Source organism: Rahnella bruchi, assembly GCF_003614975.1.
GTDB lineage: Bacteria > Pseudomonadota > Gammaproteobacteria > Enterobacterales > Enterobacteriaceae > Rahnella > Rahnella bruchi.
Window position 1 is genome coordinate 949871 of sequence record NZ_QZWI01000001.1, and the last position, 17276, is coordinate 967146.

16 protein-coding genes are annotated in these 17276 nt (G+C 55.1%); 3 read left to right on the top strand and 13 right to left on the bottom strand.

The window, feature by feature from the left end:
- Nucleotides 1-22 precede the first annotated feature (22 nt).
- Genes D5398_RS04565 through D5398_RS04575 form a run of 3 tightly spaced genes read right to left on the bottom strand, consistent with a single transcriptional unit; the run spans nucleotide 23 to nucleotide 3762 of the window.
- On the bottom strand, nucleotides 23-1723 hold the full coding sequence (locus D5398_RS04565; RefSeq protein WP_120506509.1) for a M28 family peptidase: 1701 nt from the start codon (nucleotides 1721-1723) through the stop codon (nucleotides 23-25).
- Nucleotides 1723-2517 carry a transporter substrate-binding domain-containing protein gene (locus D5398_RS04570; RefSeq protein ID WP_120506510.1) on the bottom strand — a complete coding sequence of 265 codons (795 nt, stop codon included), beginning with the start codon at nucleotides 2515-2517 and terminating at the stop codon, nucleotides 1723-1725. The genes D5398_RS04565 and D5398_RS04570 overlap by 1 nt, the downstream gene beginning before the upstream one ends.
- Before the next feature lie 42 nt (nucleotides 2518-2559).
- Nucleotides 2560-3762, bottom strand: coding sequence for a M20 family metallopeptidase (locus tag D5398_RS04575; protein ID WP_120506511.1), 1203 nt, complete (start codon nucleotides 3760-3762; stop codon nucleotides 2560-2562).
- A 194-nt stretch (nucleotides 3763-3956) separates the two neighbouring features.
- On the opposite strand from D5398_RS04575, the gene D5398_RS04580 reads away from it, so the two are divergent.
- Entirely contained in the window at nucleotides 3957-4826 is an 870-nt protein-coding gene (locus D5398_RS04580) for a LysR family transcriptional regulator (RefSeq protein ID WP_120506687.1), read from the top strand.
- Here D5398_RS04580 and D5398_RS04585 read toward each other — a convergent pair whose 3' ends face one another.
- Nucleotides 4827-5708 (bottom strand): PhzF family phenazine biosynthesis protein, encoded by an 882-nt coding sequence (locus D5398_RS04585; protein WP_120506512.1) that lies wholly within the window; start codon nucleotides 5706-5708, stop codon nucleotides 4827-4829. It lies immediately after the preceding gene.
- 152 nt (nucleotides 5709-5860) lie between these two features.
- Between D5398_RS04585 and D5398_RS04590 the strand changes: the two genes are divergently transcribed.
- A complete protein-coding gene (locus tag D5398_RS04590) occupies nucleotides 5861-7153 on the top strand; it encodes a lysine N(6)-hydroxylase/L-ornithine N(5)-oxygenase family protein (RefSeq protein ID WP_120506513.1) in 1293 nt (430 codons plus the stop codon).
- A gap of 62 nt (nucleotides 7154-7215) precedes the next feature.
- Here the strand turns inward: D5398_RS04590 and trhA are convergent, their stop codons facing one another.
- The gene (trhA, locus tag D5398_RS04595) at nucleotides 7216-7866 is read right to left on the bottom strand and encodes a PAQR family membrane homeostasis protein TrhA (protein ID WP_095924849.1); all 651 of its coding nucleotides are present in this window, start codon (nucleotides 7864-7866) and stop codon (nucleotides 7216-7218) included.
- A 371-nt stretch (nucleotides 7867-8237) separates the two neighbouring features.
- Here trhA and D5398_RS04600 point away from each other — a divergent pair, with 371 nt between their 5' ends.
- Nucleotides 8238-8846 carry an HD domain-containing protein gene (locus D5398_RS04600; protein ID WP_120506514.1) on the top strand — a complete coding sequence of 203 codons (609 nt, stop codon included), beginning with the start codon at nucleotides 8238-8240 and terminating at the stop codon, nucleotides 8844-8846.
- 58 nt (nucleotides 8847-8904) lie between these two features.
- Here D5398_RS04600 and rbsK read toward each other — a convergent pair whose 3' ends face one another.
- Genes rbsK through D5398_RS04640 form a run of 8 tightly spaced genes read right to left on the bottom strand, consistent with a single transcriptional unit; the run spans nucleotide 8905 to nucleotide 16989 of the window.
- Nucleotides 8905-9837, bottom strand: a complete 933-nt coding sequence (gene rbsK, locus D5398_RS04605; RefSeq protein WP_120506515.1) for a ribokinase — start codon at nucleotides 9835-9837, stop codon at nucleotides 8905-8907.
- Nucleotides 9834-10778: an allose kinase gene (gene alsK, locus D5398_RS04610; RefSeq protein WP_120506516.1), complete on the bottom strand. Its 945-nt coding sequence runs from the start codon at nucleotides 10776-10778 to the stop codon at nucleotides 9834-9836. The genes rbsK and alsK overlap by 4 nt, the downstream gene beginning before the upstream one ends.
- Nucleotides 10779-10793: 15 nt before the next feature.
- Nucleotides 10794-11474 carry a D-allulose 6-phosphate 3-epimerase gene (alsE, locus tag D5398_RS04615; RefSeq protein WP_120506517.1) on the bottom strand — a complete coding sequence of 227 codons (681 nt, stop codon included), beginning with the start codon at nucleotides 11472-11474 and terminating at the stop codon, nucleotides 10794-10796.
- 38 nt (nucleotides 11475-11512) lie between these two features.
- Nucleotides 11513-12598 carry an ABC transporter permease gene (locus D5398_RS04620; RefSeq protein WP_120506518.1) on the bottom strand — a complete coding sequence of 362 codons (1086 nt, stop codon included), beginning with the start codon at nucleotides 12596-12598 and terminating at the stop codon, nucleotides 11513-11515.
- Between the two features lie 11 nt (nucleotides 12599-12609).
- Nucleotides 12610-13599 (bottom strand): ABC transporter permease, encoded by a 990-nt coding sequence (locus D5398_RS04625; protein ID WP_120506519.1) that lies wholly within the window; start codon nucleotides 13597-13599, stop codon nucleotides 12610-12612.
- A complete protein-coding gene (locus tag D5398_RS04630) occupies nucleotides 13592-15124 on the bottom strand; it encodes a sugar ABC transporter ATP-binding protein (protein WP_120506520.1) in 1533 nt (510 codons plus the stop codon). Before D5398_RS04630 ends, D5398_RS04625 begins: the two co-directional genes overlap by 8 nt.
- A 2-nt stretch (nucleotides 15125-15126) precedes the next feature.
- Nucleotides 15127-16113: a substrate-binding domain-containing protein gene (locus tag D5398_RS04635; protein ID WP_415838481.1), complete on the bottom strand. Its 987-nt coding sequence runs from the start codon at nucleotides 16111-16113 to the stop codon at nucleotides 15127-15129.
- Between the two features lie 18 nt (nucleotides 16114-16131).
- Complete coding sequence (locus D5398_RS04640; protein WP_120506521.1) at nucleotides 16132-16989, bottom strand: DeoR/GlpR family DNA-binding transcription regulator; 858 nt, start codon at nucleotides 16987-16989, stop codon at nucleotides 16132-16134.
- Nucleotides 16990-17276: the final 287 nt, after the last annotated feature.

Below are 17276 nucleotides of genomic sequence, written 5' to 3' on the forward strand. Positions count from 1 at the left end.
AGTCGGTCCCCGGTGGCTTCCGTTATGCCTTCGATTCCACTATGCGACAAATAGCCGCCACATTTTCGAGTAATGACAGGGCACGATCGCGCTGACGGCAGAAGCGCGTGGTCATCATCAGCCACATTTCCGGTGATGTCTCTTCGCGCTGTGCAGCCAGTTCCTGAAAACCGGGAAATGCGCCGCCGCGATAGCTCAGGTCGTAATGGAAATCATCCACCGAGCTGTATCTCAGGCGATGCAAACCTGCGATAGCCTGTTTTAACTGCGGCTGCCACTTCATTGGATCCGTCTGCCACTTCGTCGTCAGTTCTGTCAGAACGGGCTGTAATTGCTGTAATTTTTCAGCCACTGACCGCAGATCAAATTCAGGGGAAATAGTGCGCATCAGTTCTGTCAGTGATTGCTGCAAGCTGTTCAGATACGCCAGCGGATCCAGTGGCAACGTGGGCTGCGTCAGCAGACATTCCAGCCAGTGCGCGTGGATCTGCGTATCGCGCCAGAGAATATTCAGATCCACTTTATCGTAAGTATCCGCTTCGGTGTGCCACCACCAGCCTCCGCCACTGCCCGGTGACTGACTGGTTTTTTCCAGCGGCACTTCGCGAAACGCAAAATGCAGAGGCAAACCGCATCCCCAGAATGACTGATCGCCGCCTTTGCCCAGCGGCGTGATACGACGCGCCGGTTCGCCGGTCACGGCTTCCACGGCGGCGTTGAGAAACACGTGCGATTCCGCACCGCTGGCATTGAGCACAACGTCCACGGCATCAAGACAACCGGGCGAATCAACATTGATATGCCCCACACAATGCTGCCTAAGCTGCTGGCGGTAATTGTCGGCATACCACGTCGAGCCGCCATAGCGGGCATTGGAATGTCCGGGCCACCAGATGATCCGCAGCCCGCGCAACAGCGTTCGCGGCTGCTGATGGAAATGGATCGCCATCGCCAGACACAGCGCATTGCCGGTGGCGTTGTCCGTGACGCCTTCATGCCAGGAGTCATAATGCGAAGAAAGCAGCACAAATTCCGGTGTGGTGCCGGGAATATCCACTAGCGGCATGCTGCATTCGGCGACGTGGAAATTCAGTTCGGTGGCGATTTCCAGCACCAAAAGCGGCTCGCGCTGGAGTTGTGCCAGCAACCGTTGCCCGTCCTGCTGATTGACGCAAATCACCGGCAGTCGAGGATAACGTAGAAAATCGTCCGGTTCCGGCGTGCCCCAGACCGGCCCGACGGTTTCTTCATGCAGCGCTGTTTCCGCCGATCCCCAGATGTGGATAAGCCCGGCGGCACCTGCCGCGCACAAGCGTTGCACGTAATCTTCAAAGCCCTGCCCGGCGATAACGATTTTGCCTCTTACGTCCTGCGCCCAGCTTTTCCATTCGACATCTGTGCGCGGTTCACAGGCTGCGGCATCGTAACAGGCACGCCCTTCGACACCCTGCGGACAGTGCGCCGAGAAAGAACGGGTTTTGGCTTCGCACTGCCATTGCGGATGTTCCGGCAAACGTAAACGTCCGGCCAGCGGATCGCTGAGATACAACGGACAATGCATCAAACGGGCGTCCAGCCCCTGTTCCTGCAACAAAGACACCATGCGCCGAGCCGCCTGTTCAGCATCCTCGCAACCGGAAAGCCGGTGCAGCGTGGAAAACTCGCGCAACAGGCCATCCATCAGGGGCAATAAATGTTCACGAACCGGCGGACGCAGCAGCATTATTGGGCCTTTTCCTGATGAACGGAAATATCCAGCGGGCCAAAGTATTTAGTCTTAATCTTTTCCCAGGTGCCGTCGGCGATGATTTTCGCCAGACCGTCATTGAGCAGTTTTTTGATGTGATCGTCGCCCTTACGCAGGCCGTAAGATGAGCCGATACTGAACAGTTTGTCGTCACGGACTTCCGGGCCGGTCAGGGTAAAATTGTTGCCTTCCGGTTTGTTAAGGAAACCGAAAGTAACGGCAACCGCCGGGCTCAGTGCCGCATCCAGACGTCCGGCAATCAGGTCCTGATAAATGGTGTCCTGATCGGCATATGCCACCACTTCCACGCCTTTCGGCTGCCAGAACGTATTGGCGTACATTTCCTGAATCGAGCCCTGCTGAACCGCTATACGTTTGCCCTGCAACGATTCCGGCGTCGGCAGCAGCGGACTGCCTTTTGCCACCACCAGTCTGGTCGGAATGTGGTACACAAAATCGCTGAAGTCGATCACTTTACGGCGTTTTTCTGTCGCGCCCTGCGGTGAAATAAAATCGACTTTTTTGGCGATAAGCGACGGGATCTCGGCATCAAAACTGCTGACGACAAATTCGCATTTCACCTTCATCTCCGTGCAAATCGCGTTGGTCACGTCGATTTCAAAACCGGTTGGCGTCCCCGCTGCATCACGGTACTGGAATGGCGGATAACCTAAATCGGCCGCCACACGCAAAGTTTCCCCATCGGCATGCGCCAGCGCGCAGCCAAATGTCAGTGCCAGAACGACAGCCGTCAGTGTCTTCTTCATCACGATTATTTCCTCTCACCCAAAGTTATTATTTTGATTGTTAAGTTAAAAATGGGACTTCCAGCTTAAAAACTCGTCGCGAACCGCCTGAAGTTTGTCGGCGTCCTGACACAAATCCGTTGCAGTCATCGCCAGCGCTTTAGCCGCCTGCAACATGGCCTGTAAGCCCGCCTCTGAACCTGCGGCCTGAGCGAATTCCGGCGTATGCGGCAGCACGTCGCCGATGCGGATATAAGGATGGATCGCCGCCGTAATCTGGCTGACATTGCCGATATCAGAAGAGCCGATACCGCCGCTTTTCGGTGGTGGCACCACTTCCACACCGAGAATTTCCAGATTCTGTTTGAAGTATTCCGCCAGCGTCAGGTTGTTATTACGCTCGGCGTAAGTCAGCCCTTCTTCGATTTCCAGACGGGCGCCGGTCATCAGTGCAGCACCTCGCGCGGCATCAAACACTTTTTGTTTAACAATGCTCAGCCCTCTGACCGTGCTGGCGCGCATCAGAAACTTCGCCTCGCTGTAAGCCGGAACGATATTGGTGGCGCTGCCGCCTTCGGAGATAATGCCGTGGACACGCACGTCATCGGTGAATAACTGACGCAACGCGTTAATGCCGTTGAAGGTGTGGATCACGGCGTCCAGCGCGCTGATACCGTTTTGCGGTGCCGATGCCGCATGCGCCGCTTTGCCATAGAATTTAAACACCGCATCGACGCAGGCCAGACCGCCGCGCACCACCATGGTTTTATCGCGAGGATGGAACATCATCACCGCGTCAACGTGGTCGAAGAATCCTTTGTCGCTGAGGATAATTTTTCCGCCCCCCTCTTCTTCCGCCGGCGTTCCCACCACTTCGAGCTTGCCGGTCAGCAGGTGCGAAACTTGTTTCAGCGCCAGTGCGGCAGTGACCGACGCGGTGCCGATCAGGTTATGACCGCAGGCATGCCCGAGATCGACCAGCGCATCGTATTCCGCCAGCAGCGAAATCACCGGGCCTGGTTTTCCGCTGTCAAAGGTCGCGCGAAACGCCGTCGGCAGGCCACCAAGCTGTTCTTCAATTTCAAAACCGGCTGTGCGCAAAGGGGCAATCAGCGCAGCAGCAGAATTTACTTCCTCAAAACTCAGTTCCGGATTGGCGTGAATATTCAGTGCCAGCGCGGTGACCTGCGGGGCGAGTGAATCCACGGCAGCGATAATCTGAACATTGTGTTGGTTGTGGTTATGAACTGATGTAGTGCAATCCGACATATTTATTCCCTGCGATGGTGCAAAACCAAAAATTATTTTCGGATGAATGGATTGTGGCGTTGCGATAACTCGTCTCTATGACTAACAGAAATAGGGCTTTTGGCGTTTTCGGTCAAATTGAGCCTTTTTATCTGTTGCGCTTTTTACGCAAAAATTATTTTATGGCTGTAAGATTTTACGGATGGCGGAAAACGATGAATGAGAAAGACTGGCTGATCCTGCGGGCGGTATATCAGCATAAAAACATTACCCGCGCGGCGGAGCAGCTTTACACCTCGCAGCCTGCACTCAGTTACCGTTTACGTCAGATTGAACGCAAGCTGGCGATCCGTTTATTTGAAGAGGGGCAAAAGGGGCTGACCTTCAGTGCGCAGGGCGAATATCTGGCGCAGCACGCGGTGAATGTTTTAAATGATTTGCAGCAGCTGAAACTCAATCTGCACAGTCTGGATCAGGAACAGCAAGGAGAAATTTCGCTGGGCGTGTCGAGTAACTATGCGGCTTATCGTCTGCCGCCGCTGCTCAGTCAGTTCCGGCAAACGCATCCGGGGATCCGCGTAAATCTGATGAGTGGTTTTAGCGAGGAAATCATTCAGAAACTGCTGCGCGGCGAAATTGATATGGCGCTGGTAAAGGACGATTTTAACTGGAAGGAAGCCAAACATCTTATTGAGGAAGACGACTATGTGCTGGTCAACAGTCAGGATTTTGATTTCGCTCTGCTGCCGCACATGCCGCAAATAAAAATCCATCACGGCGCGCATGTCACGCAACTGATTGAACGCTGGTGGAATGCCCATTTTTCCCATGCGCCGAATATCACGATGGAAGTCGACAAACTGGAAGTCTGTATGGCGATGGTGGAACACGGACTGGGATACGCGATTGTCGCCACGTATTTACCGCTGCCGGAACATTTTTACCGCCGCCCGATCAACGTGGACGGCACGACGGTAAAAAACCGCACATGGCTGCTGCATCGCCATAACCTGAATACCACGCCCTATATGCAGGCGTTCATTCACCTGTTACAGACGGCGCAACATGGGCTGGCGCCACGCTGATCAGAGATCTAACGTGCCGTCGATGAGCGTACAGGTTTCGCCACCGACCCAGGGTTCGCCATCGACAAATGTCACGGTGACACGGCCATCGCGCTGCAATTTAGTGCCCTGACGCACGCGGTAAGTTTCCGCCATATGTGCGCCGTCTGGGAAATTCGCCGCTTTCAGCACCCGCGCCAGGCAGGCATTGGCGCTGCCGGTGACCGGATCTTCTTTCAGCACCCCCTCCTCATCAATAATCGCCCGCACTTCATAATCCGCCGGACCGTTTTTATCGTGCAGACCGTAGACGGCGATGCCGTTAATGCCCAGCTGCGTTTGCAGCTGGCTGACAGCCGCGGCATCGGCGGTAATGTTCAGGCAATCCTGCGCGCTTTCCATCCGCACCACCAGCCAGATGATCCCCATATCGACTTCGACCGGCGTGACATCTGCCTGAATCTTTCCACCGCGTAACGCCGTGGTCAGCAATTCAAGATGCTGACTTTCAAGTGGTGTCTGCTGTGCTGGCGGCGCGCAAAATGCCTGTCCGCCTTCGGCCAGCTGTTTCACCTGCACCAGCCCCACGCCGCATTCCTGCACCAGATAACCGTCATTTTTTGGTTTCAGCCCGCTTTGCAACAGCGCGTACGCCGTGCCGAGCGTCGGGTGTCCGGCGAACGGCAGCTCCTTATCGGTGGTAAAAATCCGCACACGATAATCCGCTTCCGATGAAGCCGGTTTGAGCACAAACGCCGTTTCCGCAAGATTAGTCCAGCGGGCCATCGCAAACATTTCGGCATCTGTCAGCCCTTCGGCATCGAGTATAACGGCCAGTGCATTGCCTTTAAGTGGCTCGGCGGTGAACACATCAACTTGTTTAAAACGGCGCAGGCTGGTCATAGCAAATCCTTTCTAATCATTGAGTAAGAAACGGCGAAGTGACGGAGTTTAGGAATATTTCGATAAGTTATCGAGAAAAATGTCAGCAACTGGCGGCTGACCTATGCTTAACAGAGTTTCCAAAATATCCTAAAAACATAAGGAACAGAAAGATGTCCGCGAAGGATTTGATAGGTATTGGTATCGGTCCCTTTAACTTAAGCCTCGCCGCGATGGCAAAAGATACCGGAAAACTCGACGCCGCTTTCTTCGACGCCAATCCGGAATTCAGCTGGCACCCCGGTATGCTGCTGCCGACGGCCACCATGCAAACCTATGTTTTGCAGGATCTGGTGACCACTGTCGCCCCGCGCAGCGAATTTTCTTTCATCAATTATCTGGTGGAACAGAAGAAAATTTACCGCTTTCTGGCGACGGAACAGCTGATTATCAGCCGCGACGAGTTTTCCGATTATCTGCGTTGGGCGTGCGACCGCATCCCTGATCTGCATTTCTCAGAGCCGGTTAAGCGAATTGATTTCGACGATAAGCGGCAGGAATTTATCGTGCAGAGTGAAAAAGGCGAGCATCGTGCGCGCAATATTTGCCTCGGCACCGGCCATGCGCCGTGGATCCCCAAACCGGCACGGTCGGCGCTGGGGGATAACTGTTTCCATGCCGCCGAGATTGAACTGCGTGAGCCTGATTTCACCGGCAAACGTGTGGCGATTATCGGTGGGGGTCAAAGCGGCGCTGACATTATTCTCAATGCGCTGAGCGGCCACTGGGGCGAGTTCGCCGAACTGAGCTGGATATCACGACGCCCGAATTTTCAGCCGCTGGATGAATCTATTTTCACCAATGAATATTTCACGCCGGAGTATGTGAATTACTTTTATACGCTGCCGGAAGACGTGCGCGGGCAGGAAATCGAAACGCAAAAATTACCCTCAGACGGCATCAGTTATCACACGCTGGAAGATATTTATAAGCAGCTTTATCACCGTTTCGACGTACTGCATCAGCCGCGTAACGTGCGTTTATTGCCGCACCGCGCGCTCGATCATATCGTGCGTAACGCCGGGGGTGATTTCAGTTTGCAGGCAAAACATGGGCTGGAAAAATGCGAGGAACATTTTAATGCCGATATCGTGATCCTGGCGACCGGCTACCGTCCCGGTTTACCGGATTATCTCGGGCCGTTGCTGAACCGCATTCCCTATGACCGCGAGCAACATTTGCCGCTTCAGCCGAATTTCAATCTGCGCTGGGACGGGCCAGAGCAGAACCGGATTTACGCGGTAAACGCCGGTATTCACAGCCACGGCAGCGCCGAAGGTCAACTGACGCTGACCGCGTGGCGCTCAGCGAAAATCCTTAATCATCTGCTGGGTGATGCGCATTATGATTTACGACCGGTGCCTTCGCTGGTGCAATGGTGGTCTGATGACGTGAGTAAGAAATAACGCGCATGAAAAAAGCGGAGCATCAGGCTCCGCTTCTCTTTTACTGTCTTTCACTTAACAAATCAGACGTAAAAATAGATGGCTAAAAAGTGGCAGGCACTGCCGCCGAGCACGAACCCGTGCCAGATAGCGTGACCGAAACGAAACCGTTTCGAAGCGTAGAAAATGACGCCCAGTGTGTACACCACGCCGCCCAGCGCCAGCAATGTCACGCCGCCCAGCGAAAGTTTGGTCGCCAGCTGGTAAATCACGATCAGTGACAGCCAGCCCATCGTCAGATACGTCACCAGCGAAAGCACCTCAAAACGGTGCGCAAACGCCAGTTTAAAAATCACACCGAACAGCGCCAGCCCCCAGATCACCGCCATCAGTCCTTTCGCCAGCGGGGAGTTAAGCCCGACCAGCAGGAACGGCGTGTAGGTTCCTGCGATCAGCAGATAAATCGCGCAGTGGTCAAATTTTTTCAGCCAGTATTTGGCTTTCTGATGCGGTATCGCGTGATACAGCGTGGAGGCCAGATACAGCAAAATCATGCTGCCGCCGTACAAACTGTAGCTGGTGATGGCCATCGCGCTGGCGTTATCGCCCACCGCCTGAACCAGTAACAGCACCAGACCGACAATCCCAAATACCAGACCAACACCATGACTCAGGCTGTTGGCGATTTCTTCAGCCCACGGATATCCCTGTGGTGATGGAGACAACTTACCCATACGTTGAGAACCCTCGAGGCAAAAATTTATGAAAATACACAAGATATTGAATTCTTCAGCGGTTTATTCCTGCTGATTATAAATCATACCGCTAGCAGAGTAGCTGAGAACCATTCCAGTGTACACCTGTAAGCTTAAAATGAGTATTTCCCGATGTAACAGTCTCTTAGCGGGATCATCATTTCATTATGACTCTGTCTGGAATTCCTTCAATTCATTCACTTTGTTTATAATTTACTCATGTGACATTCTGACGACAGCGGGAATTTCCGCACCCAAAAACATGATTTTTTGTCATCAAGCGATTAAGGTGTACCGGAAATCTCTGATAACGCCGTTAACAATGTCGTCAATTTGACTAAGGTTTGACTATGTCTGCAGCAACTACCCCGCTTAATTTCGGTGCAATGACCGAAGTTTTTCAGTTCCTCATGGAAATCGACAAACTGAAAAGTGTGCAACGTCGCACCAAAGTGTTAGGCACCGAGCGTCAGGAAAACTCCGCAGAACATAGCTGGCACTTCGCCGTTGCAGCGATGTCGCTGGCACCTTTCGCGCCAGAAGGCGTGGATATTAATAAAGTTATCCGGATGGCGCTTATCCACGACATCGTCGAAATCGATGCCGGTGATGTGCTGGTTTACGATCTTGCTGCCCGTGCGGCGGTTCACGATCAGGAAATCATTGCCGCAAACCGTCTGTTCGGCCTGCTGCCTGCGCCGCTGAGCACGCAGTTTCTGGATTTGTGGAATGAATACGAAGCGGGCGAAACCCCGGAAGCGCGTTTTGCGCTGGTGATCGACCGCGTGATGCCGATGGTCATGAACCTGAATAATCAGGGTCAGAGCTGGGTGGAAAACAATATTCGTCTGGAGCAGGTACTGGCGCGCAATGCCTTTATCGCCGATATCCATCCGGAGCTTTGGCTGCATATCCGCGGTCATCTGGATAATGCCCACCAGCAGGGCTGGCTGAAGTAATTTAAGCCTCTGGTTTTGCTCCTCCCCCTTCACAGGGGAGGAGCAGAAGAAAGCCGATTCAAATCACCGCAACCCCCATCCTTTCCCGTGCTTCTTCGTATGTCGGCATCGATGCCGCGGCACCTGCGCGTTCCACACAAACAGACGCGTAGGCGGAGGCGAACTGTGCGGCTTCGGGGAGGCTAGCGCCGGCGGCGAGCTGAGACGCCAGCGCGCCGTTGAAAGCATCGCCAGCACCGGTGGTATCGACCGGTGTGGCCGGACAGGCATGAATAATCTGCGTTTCGCCGTTCACCGAAAGCAGTGCGCCCTGCGTGCCTAAGGTGATGATCAACGCCTGGATCCCTTTGGCGTGCAGCGCATGGGCGGCGCGTCCGGCGGAGGGGATATCACGGACTTCAATACCGGTCAGCAGCGTGCATTCCGTGGCGTTCGGGGTGAGTAAATCCACCTGTGCCAGCAGATGGTCGGAAACCGGCTGGAACGGCGCGGGGTTGAGGATAATGTAGGTGCCGTTGTCCTTCGCGATGCCGATCAGTTTTTCAATCGCTGACAGATTGTTTTCGAGCTGGGTCAGCAGGATATCCGCCGCCGCAACAGCCGGACGGCACTGTTCGACTTCTTCGTCGGTAACAGTCAGATTTGCGCCAGGATCGACCGCAATCATGTTTTCGGCATCGGCTCCGGCGACATAAATCAGCGCATTTCCGGTCGGGTATTCGCTGGTGGAAAACAGCGTCACAGCATCGAATCCGGCGCTGTCGAGGTGGCGTCGGGCAAACATGCCGAAATCATCGCGTCCCACTTTGCCGATGTAATGCACCCGCGCACCGGCACGCAGCGCAGCGACCGCCTGGTTTGCGCCCTTGCCGCCCGCGCCCATCATGCTGTTACGGGCAATCAGGGATTCTCCCGGTTTAGGGAAACGCGCCATGCCTGCGACGATATCGAGGTTGAAAGAACCAAATACGCATACCTTGCCTTTGTTCATGCCTCTCTCCTGAAGGAAAATGTTCCGGCAGCCAGTGCTGGCTGTGTCGGAAAAACGCGCTGTGCGGCTAAACATGCGCCACGACAACCGGTCTCGTCGGTGACGGCGCTGAAATGAATAGTCAGGCCGTTCGCCGGATACGGACTGCGTAAATGGCTGCGTAACTGCAGTTCGAGTTCGGCCAGCGGGAAGTTATCCATCGCCAGCACACCGCCGCCCAGCACTAAATATTCGGGATCCAGAATGTTCATTTCGCTGGCAACGGTGCGCGCCAGTCGTGCCACAAATTCGGTTAAATCCACATGCCCTGCATGACGCACAAACAGATCAGCGAACGGCGTTTGTGGCGCATGTTGCCGCGCCCAGCCGGTCAGCCAGTTGCCGGAAGTCAGCGTTTCGACGCAGCCGGTTTTGCCGCACGGACAGAGTAGCGGATTCCCCGCCAGCGGAATGTGCCCCAGCTCGCCTGCACCGCCGTGCGCGCCGTGGTAAAAATCCCCGTTGATCCACAAACTGTTGCCCAGGCCGGTGCCGAGATACAGCCCGACGGCGACATCCGGCAGCGCGCTGTGCTGCGTTAAATCCCACCACATCAGATGGTTAACGTCTTTGTCCATCGCCACCGGCAGGTGCAAAAGCTCCGAGAGCAGCGCCGCCACCGGCTGGTTATCCAGCGCGGAGATAAACGGCAGCGACAACACCGTTTGCCGGTCACGCGACAGGACGCCCGGCAGCCCGAGCATCACCTGTGCCACCTGATGATGCGGATCTAGTTCCTGCAAATACGTCGTGATCAGGTTTTCCAGCCCCCGCAACGGGTCAGTCTGCCCCGCCCAGCTTTGGGTCGGGGTTTTGTGGTAGCCGCGAAAATTTTGCTGGCTGTCCATCAGCATTAAACGGGTATTGGTGCCCCCGACATCCACTCCAAGAAAGTGCGGCATACGGCTCTCCTGCCCTCAGGCTGCGTGACGCGCCTGACGCATCTGATCGAGCATTTTGTCCCAGGCAACATCAAGATCGTTGTCCAGCGTGAACAGACCGGAGCTGCCGACGATCAGCACTTCTGCGCCTGCACCCATCAGATCCTGATAGGTACGCAGGTTGCAGGATCCGTCGATTTCGATCAGATAGCGGTAACCTTTTTGCTGTTTGAGATCACGCAGCTGGGCGATTTTTCCGAGCATTTCAGGAATGAACGGCTGACCGGCATAACCCGGATCCACGGTCATCACGGTGATTTTATCCAGCAAATGAATGTAGTGCTGGATGTACTCCACCGGCGTCGCGGGGTTGAGCACCACGCCGACTTTCTTACCCAGCGAGCGGATCTGATTGATGATGCGAAACGCGTCGCGGTTGATGGTTTCGGCATGCGGACAAATAAAATCGGCCCCGGCACGGGCTATCGGCTCGATAAAGTCAGCCGGGTTTTCCACCATCATATGCACGTCCAGGATCAGCGGCGTGTGCGGACGGATCTGCTCGATAAAGAACGGCGACAGCGTGATGTTTTTGACGTAATGGCCGTCCATGATGTCGATGTGCAGCATGTCGGCGCGGCGGTTCAGCACCTCGAGTTGCTGTTTAATATCGATCAGGCTCATGCACATCAGCGACGGAGAAATTTTGTATTCCATGATGTTTTCCTAAGTCAGAGGCAATGTTAAAAGGGTGTTTAAGGTTGAGCCGCCCGCGCTTTGGCAGCGCTCATTCGCCCCGCCCTTTTTTGCAGATAACGGCTGCGGAAGAATTTGAGCGCCAGCACCACAATCAGCACCGCGCCCCACATCGCAAGACTGAAATGCGGGCTGACGTTCATCAGGTTCAGGCCGGTGGAAATCACCTGCAGGACAATCAGCGAGAGCACGACACCCGCGACTTTACCGAAGCCGCCGTTGGGATCCGTGCCGCCGAGAATGATGGCCAGCACCGTCAGCAGCAGATAGGAATCGCCGTAGCCCATGCGCGCCGAGTTGAAACGCGCCATCATAATCAGCCCGGCAATCACGCATAACATGCTGGAAATCACATAGATGGCGATCAGCACACGGTGGGTATTTACGCCGCTGAAATGGGTGGCGTTGATGTTGCTGCCGCTCATGTAGATGTATTTGCCGAGGCGGGTGCGTTCTAAAAACACCGCGATTAAGGCCGCAGTCAGCAGGAAGATAATCAGTGGAACCGGCACCCCGAGCAGGGTTTCTGCGCCGATAAAGCGCACGATATCCGGCATTCCGCTTAACGCCGCGCCGCGTGAAAGGTAAATGCCGACGCCGTTCACCATAGTCATGGTCGCCAGCGTCACCAGAATCGGATGCGCGCCAACGTACGCCACCAGCGCGCCGGTCAGCATGCCAATCACCAGCGCCAGAATCATTGCGCCGACCAGCGCCAGCGTCAGCCAGACTGCCTGCATCGCCATGCTGGCATCCGGCGGCAGCCAGGTGAGAAACACCGACGCCATCAGTAAACTGGTCAGGTTAGCGGTGGCGATGATGCACAGGTTCAGGCCGCCACTGAGGATCGGAATAAACATCGCCAGCGTCAGTAAACCGAGTTCTGGCAACTGGAAGGCGACGCTCATAAAGGTGGCGTCACTGAAGAACCGCCCCGGCATCGCCAGGCTGAAACCGATGATCACCACCAGCAATAACAGCGATAATCCCAGTGTCGTATTGTCTATTTTCAGGTTGCCGATTTTCTGGCGAGGCCGCGCATCGGGCTTCGCTTTAAGACTCACATTTCTGCTTTTTGCGAACATAGCGATTTTCCTCAGGCGAAGCCGACTTCGGTTTCTTTGCGTTTCTTATAATGGGTGACGGTGATGGCCGCGACGATCACCACGCCGATGACGATATTCATGAAGTAGCTGGAAACACCGATCAGATTGAGGCCGTTTTTCAACACGCCAATCAGGAACACACCCATCAATGTGCCGACTACGCTACCTTTGCCGCCGTTGAGGCTGGCACCGCCAAGTACTGCCGCAGCCAGCACATCCAGCTCGCCGCCGACCAGCGCATTCGGCACCACTTCACCGACGCGATATACCTGTACCAGCCCGCCAATCGCCGCCATCGCGCCGAGATATCCGTAAGCAAACAGATGCAGCAATCCGACGCGGATACCGATACGGCGCGCGGATTCCTGGTCACCGCCGACGGCAAACAGCTGGCGTCCAAGATGGGTTTTGTTGAGCAGGATCCAGCTCAACCCGGCGACCGCCAGCATCACGACGACCGGTAAACCAATCTGATAATGTTGCTCGCCGACGCTGAACGGCAGTACGCGGATTGGCGTGGTCAGCCAGTCCGGCAGGTCGTACAGACTGGTGCCGTTGGTCAGCCACATCAGCATGCCGAACAGCAGTGACTGCATACTGATGGTGACGATGATCGACACAATGCGCAGGCAGTAGATCAGAATGGCGTTGATCATTCCGAGCACGGTGCCGATGGCGGCAGCCAGTAAAATGCTGCCGGTCGGGCTGCTCAGGCCATAGTGGATCGCCAGCGTGGCGATGATGTACTGCACGACGGAGGCCACGGCGGCGAACGAAATATCGATACCGCCGGTGACCAGTACCACAAACAGGCCGAGAGCAAAGATGCCGCTGACGGCGTAGCTTTCGGTCAGATCCAGCAGGTTCTGTAAGGTCAGAAACTGATTGGTGAGTAATGAAAAGGTGACGATAACCACCAGCAATACCCAGGCTAAATAGCCTTCGTTACTGGACGGGCGTAACCGGCTGAGCTTAAGCATTGACCGCCTCCGCAAGTTGTTGCTGGGTAATCGCGCCCGGCAGATATTCCGCGACCACCGTGCCCTCACTGAAATGCAGCACACGGTCGCAGTTGAAATAGACTTCCGGCACTTCGTCGGAAATCAGCAGAATGGAAATCCCCTCTTCCGCCAGCTGGTGGATCAGCTGATAAATGCTGGCTTTTGCACCGACATCGACGCCGACCGTTGGCGAATCGAGGATCAGGATTTTCGGCTGCGTCAGTACCCATTTCGCGAGCACGATCTTTTGCTGATTGCCGCCGGAAAGGGTGGAAATCGCCTGTTCAGGACTGGCGACTTTGACGCCGAGTTTTTCGATCCACTGCTGGATGATCTTGTTTTTGCGGTATTCGTCGATCAGGTGAAAACGGCTGCGCAACTGATCCATGATCGCCAGCACGGTGTTGTCACCGACCGATTGTTGCTGGATCAGACCCAGCGTCAGGCGATCTTCCGAGACGTAACCGACGCCGGATTTGATCGCGTCTTCGTGGCTGCGAAAACGAACCGGCTTGCTGTCGAGATAGATTTTGCCGCTGTCCGGTTTGGTCATGCCAAACAGGCTGAGCGCCAGTTCGGTGCGACCGCTGCCGAGCAGTCCGCATAAACCGAGCACTTCTCCGGCGTGCAGTTTGAAGCTGACGTTGTGATACTGGCCTTCGCGGCTGAGTTTGTCGGTTTCCAGCATGATGCGTTCGTCATTCATGTTGGCGGCTTTGAGGCGGTAATCGAGTTTCAGGCCGGTCATCAGTTCGGTCAGGCGTTCGCTGCTGACTTCAGATGCCGGGAACGTACCGACTTTTTTGCCATCACGGATAACCGTCACGCTGTCGGAAATCTCCAGCACTTCATCGAGACGATGGCTGACGAACACCACGCTGATGCCTTTGCTTTTCAGGTAATGCACGGTGCGCAGCAGCTGATTCACTTCGGTGCGGGTCAGCGAGGCGGTCGGTTCATCCATAATCACCAAACGCGCATCGGCCACCAGCGCACGGCAAATAGCCACCTGCTGACGCTGGGCAATCGGCAGCGTCGAGACTTTGCTGTCGAGATCCAGCGTGTAATTCAGTTCTGTCAGAATGCGCTGCGCGGTTTCCCGCAGACGGGACGGACGGTACCAGCCCATCAGCCCCTGCAGGTTGTGGTCGAAGGCGATGTTTTCGAACACGCTGAGATTCGGGAACAGCGACAAGTCCTGATAAATCACCTGCACGCCAAATTGCCGCGCCTGATCCGGAGACAATTTGCTGAAACTCTGGCTGCCGCCGGACGGCGAACTGAGCGTGATCTGGCAACCGTTATCCGGCTGATAAACCCCCGAGATCACTTTGATCAACGTACTTTTCCCGCAGCCGTTGGTACCCGCCAGGCAGTGAACTTCGCCCTGCATCAGCCGCAGGGAAATGTCGTTGAGCGCACGCTGTCCGCCAAACGTCACCGACAGGTTTTGCACATCAATCAGCGGCGCGTTATCTGTTTGAATGATCTCGGAGATTGCCATGATTACAGCCCCATTTTGACCAGTTTCGGCAGGTTCGCTTTATCCAGGCTTTCGGTTTCGTTGCCCAGAATGGTGTGCGTTGCCTCGTCGACTTTCACTTTGCCCATGCCTTCAATGGTCATGCCGTCAGTGATTTTTTCGCCTTTTTCCAGTTTCTCGGCGATACGCACGAAGACTTCACCGGCGACCATCGGGTTCCAGATAAAGCCGCCTTTAATCGCACCGGCTTTCACCAGACTTGCGCCCTGGCCCGGACTGAATGGCCCGAACACACAGATGTCGTCAGTTTTGCCACGGTTAAGTACCGCGCGGCCTGCGCCAATCGGCCCCTGAGAGCCGATCGCCAGAATGCCTTTCAGGTTGGCATCTTTGGACATCAGGTCATTGGTGGTACGGATGCTGTCATCAAGTGATTCACCCACGCCAAATTTGTCGCCGACCAGATGCATATTCGGATAGTGTTCTTTCTGGTAATTGATGGCGGCATCGGCCCATTTCTGATGCAAAGGCACGGTCAGACTGCCGACGTACACCGCGTAATCGCCCTTCTCTTTCATGCACTGCGCCAGCGCGACCATGTGATTAATGCCGTGCTGCGTGGCATCGACCATTTCGAAATCCCAGTCGGCATATTTCTGATCCGGCGATTCATGCACGATGACTTTGATCCCGGCATCGTGAGCGCGTTTCAGCACCGGCTCCAGCACGCGGGCGTCGTTTGGCACCACGCCGATCACATCCACTTTCTGGGCGATCAGATCTTCAATCGCACGCACCTGCAACGCCGGATCCGCGCTGGTCGGCCCGACCTGCCACGCGTCGATCCCGCGTTTGGCGGCTTCGCTTTTGATCCCGGCTTCCATCGCGTTGAACCAGGCGTTACCGCCCACTTTCACGACCACGCCCATGCGGATTTTGTCGGCGGCATGCGCTGACATGGACAACATGGCTGTAGCGAACAGGCAGGCAAGAACGGATTTCTTGATCATGTTTACTCTCCTGGTAGGTCAGTTATTTGCCGCAGCTAACGGGCCGTTGCGGCTGTTTTTAGTTTTTTTCTGTAGGGGTGACGGAGAAACTTCAATCACGTTAACGTTGCTCCAGGCCAGTTCCTGGCGGAATTCTTCATCCTCCAGATGGTCTGTTATCAGTGTGTCAATTTCCCGGTAGTGGCAGATCCGCGCAAAAGAGCGGCGGCCGAATTTGCTGGAGTCAGCCAGCAAAATTTTGTGCTCGGAGGAAAGCAGCATTTGCTGTTTCAGCCGCGCATGATGCTCGTTACTTTCCCGGATACCGCCTTCGTGGCTGATACCGTGACAGGAGAAAAACAGTTTGTTGATGACGAACTCTTTCAGCATTTGTTCAGCCAGCACGCCGACAAAATCTTCGTATTTTGCCGAGTACTCACCGCCCAGCCCGATCACCCGCACGTTGGCTTTCACTGCCAGCGTCTGAATGATGTGTACCGAGTTAGTCAGCACCACCAGCTGGATATCGGGCAACTGGCGCGCCAGAAACCAGCTGCTGGAACTGCTGTCGAGCAGCAGACAATCGCCGGGGTTAATCAGCTGTAATGCCCGTTTGGCGATGCGTGTTTTACTGTCCGGCGACTGATTACTGCGATCCCGAAACGATTCGCCCTGTTCAATCTGCGACGGTACGTAGGTTTTTTCCGCCGACGAATGCTCCATAAACACCGCGCCGCCGTGGCTGCGTAACAACACGCCGCGCTTTTCCAGCAGCGCCAGATCCCGCCGCGCCGTTTCCAGCGAGATGCGGCATAACTGCGCCACTTCCTGCACCAGAATGCGTCCGCGCTGGCTGAGAATTTCGGTGATATAACGATGTCGCTCTACTGGCAGCATGTGGTGATTCCTCTTTCCCGATGTCAAATAGGATACGCAGCCGGATGTTTGCGGAATGCGCAGTGCCTCAAAGGCGACTGCGGGCATTTTTTGCCACAATCGTCCTGTGATAGTTGTCACGAAAAGCTGAGAAAAGATGAAATGTTAAAGTTTGGATCTGTGGCGGGAACGGCATTAAATCGTCATTTGCGTTGCAACAAGACAGCAACAGATTTGCAAACGGTCACAATTCCTCGCGCTTTGCGCTGACCGTTAATGACCGTTTTCGTGGTATTGACCGTTTGAAG

Excerpts from the sequence above, each read along its gene's own strand:
- D5398_RS04565 (WP_120506509.1), bottom strand. The coding sequence starts at position 1,723 with ATGCTGCTGCGTCCGCCGGTTCGTGAACATTTATTGCCCCTGATGGAT.
- D5398_RS04575 (WP_120506511.1), bottom strand. The coding sequence starts at position 3,762 with ATGTCGGATTGCACTACATCAGTTCATAACCACAACCAACACAATGTT.
- D5398_RS04580 (WP_120506687.1), top strand. The coding sequence starts at position 3,957 with ATGAATGAGAAAGACTGGCTGATCCTGCGGGCGGTATATCAGCATAAA.
- D5398_RS04585 (WP_120506512.1), bottom strand. The coding sequence starts at position 5,708 with ATGACCAGCCTGCGCCGTTTTAAACAAGTTGATGTGTTCACCGCCGAG.
- D5398_RS04590 (WP_120506513.1), top strand. The coding sequence starts at position 5,861 with ATGTCCGCGAAGGATTTGATAGGTATTGGTATCGGTCCCTTTAACTTA.
- trhA (WP_095924849.1), bottom strand. The coding sequence starts at position 7,866 with ATGGGTAAGTTGTCTCCATCACCACAGGGATATCCGTGGGCTGAAGAA.
- D5398_RS04600 (WP_120506514.1), top strand. The coding sequence starts at position 8,238 with ATGTCTGCAGCAACTACCCCGCTTAATTTCGGTGCAATGACCGAAGTT.
- rbsK (WP_120506515.1), bottom strand. The coding sequence starts at position 9,837 with ATGAACAAAGGCAAGGTATGCGTATTTGGTTCTTTCAACCTCGATATC.
- alsK (WP_120506516.1), bottom strand. The coding sequence starts at position 10,778 with ATGCCGCACTTTCTTGGAGTGGATGTCGGGGGCACCAATACCCGTTTA.
- alsE (WP_120506517.1), bottom strand. The coding sequence starts at position 11,474 with ATGGAATACAAAATTTCTCCGTCGCTGATGTGCATGAGCCTGATCGAT.
- D5398_RS04620 (WP_120506518.1), bottom strand. The coding sequence starts at position 12,598 with ATGTTCGCAAAAAGCAGAAATGTGAGTCTTAAAGCGAAGCCCGATGCG.
- D5398_RS04625 (WP_120506519.1), bottom strand. The coding sequence starts at position 13,599 with ATGCTTAAGCTCAGCCGGTTACGCCCGTCCAGTAACGAAGGCTATTTA.
- D5398_RS04630 (WP_120506520.1), bottom strand. The coding sequence starts at position 15,124 with ATGGCAATCTCCGAGATCATTCAAACAGATAACGCGCCGCTGATTGAT.
- D5398_RS04635 (WP_415838481.1), bottom strand. The coding sequence starts at position 16,113 with ATGATCAAGAAATCCGTTCTTGCCTGCCTGTTCGCTACAGCCATGTTG.
- D5398_RS04640 (WP_120506521.1), bottom strand. The coding sequence starts at position 16,989 with ATGCTGCCAGTAGAGCGACATCGTTATATCACCGAAATTCTCAGCCAG.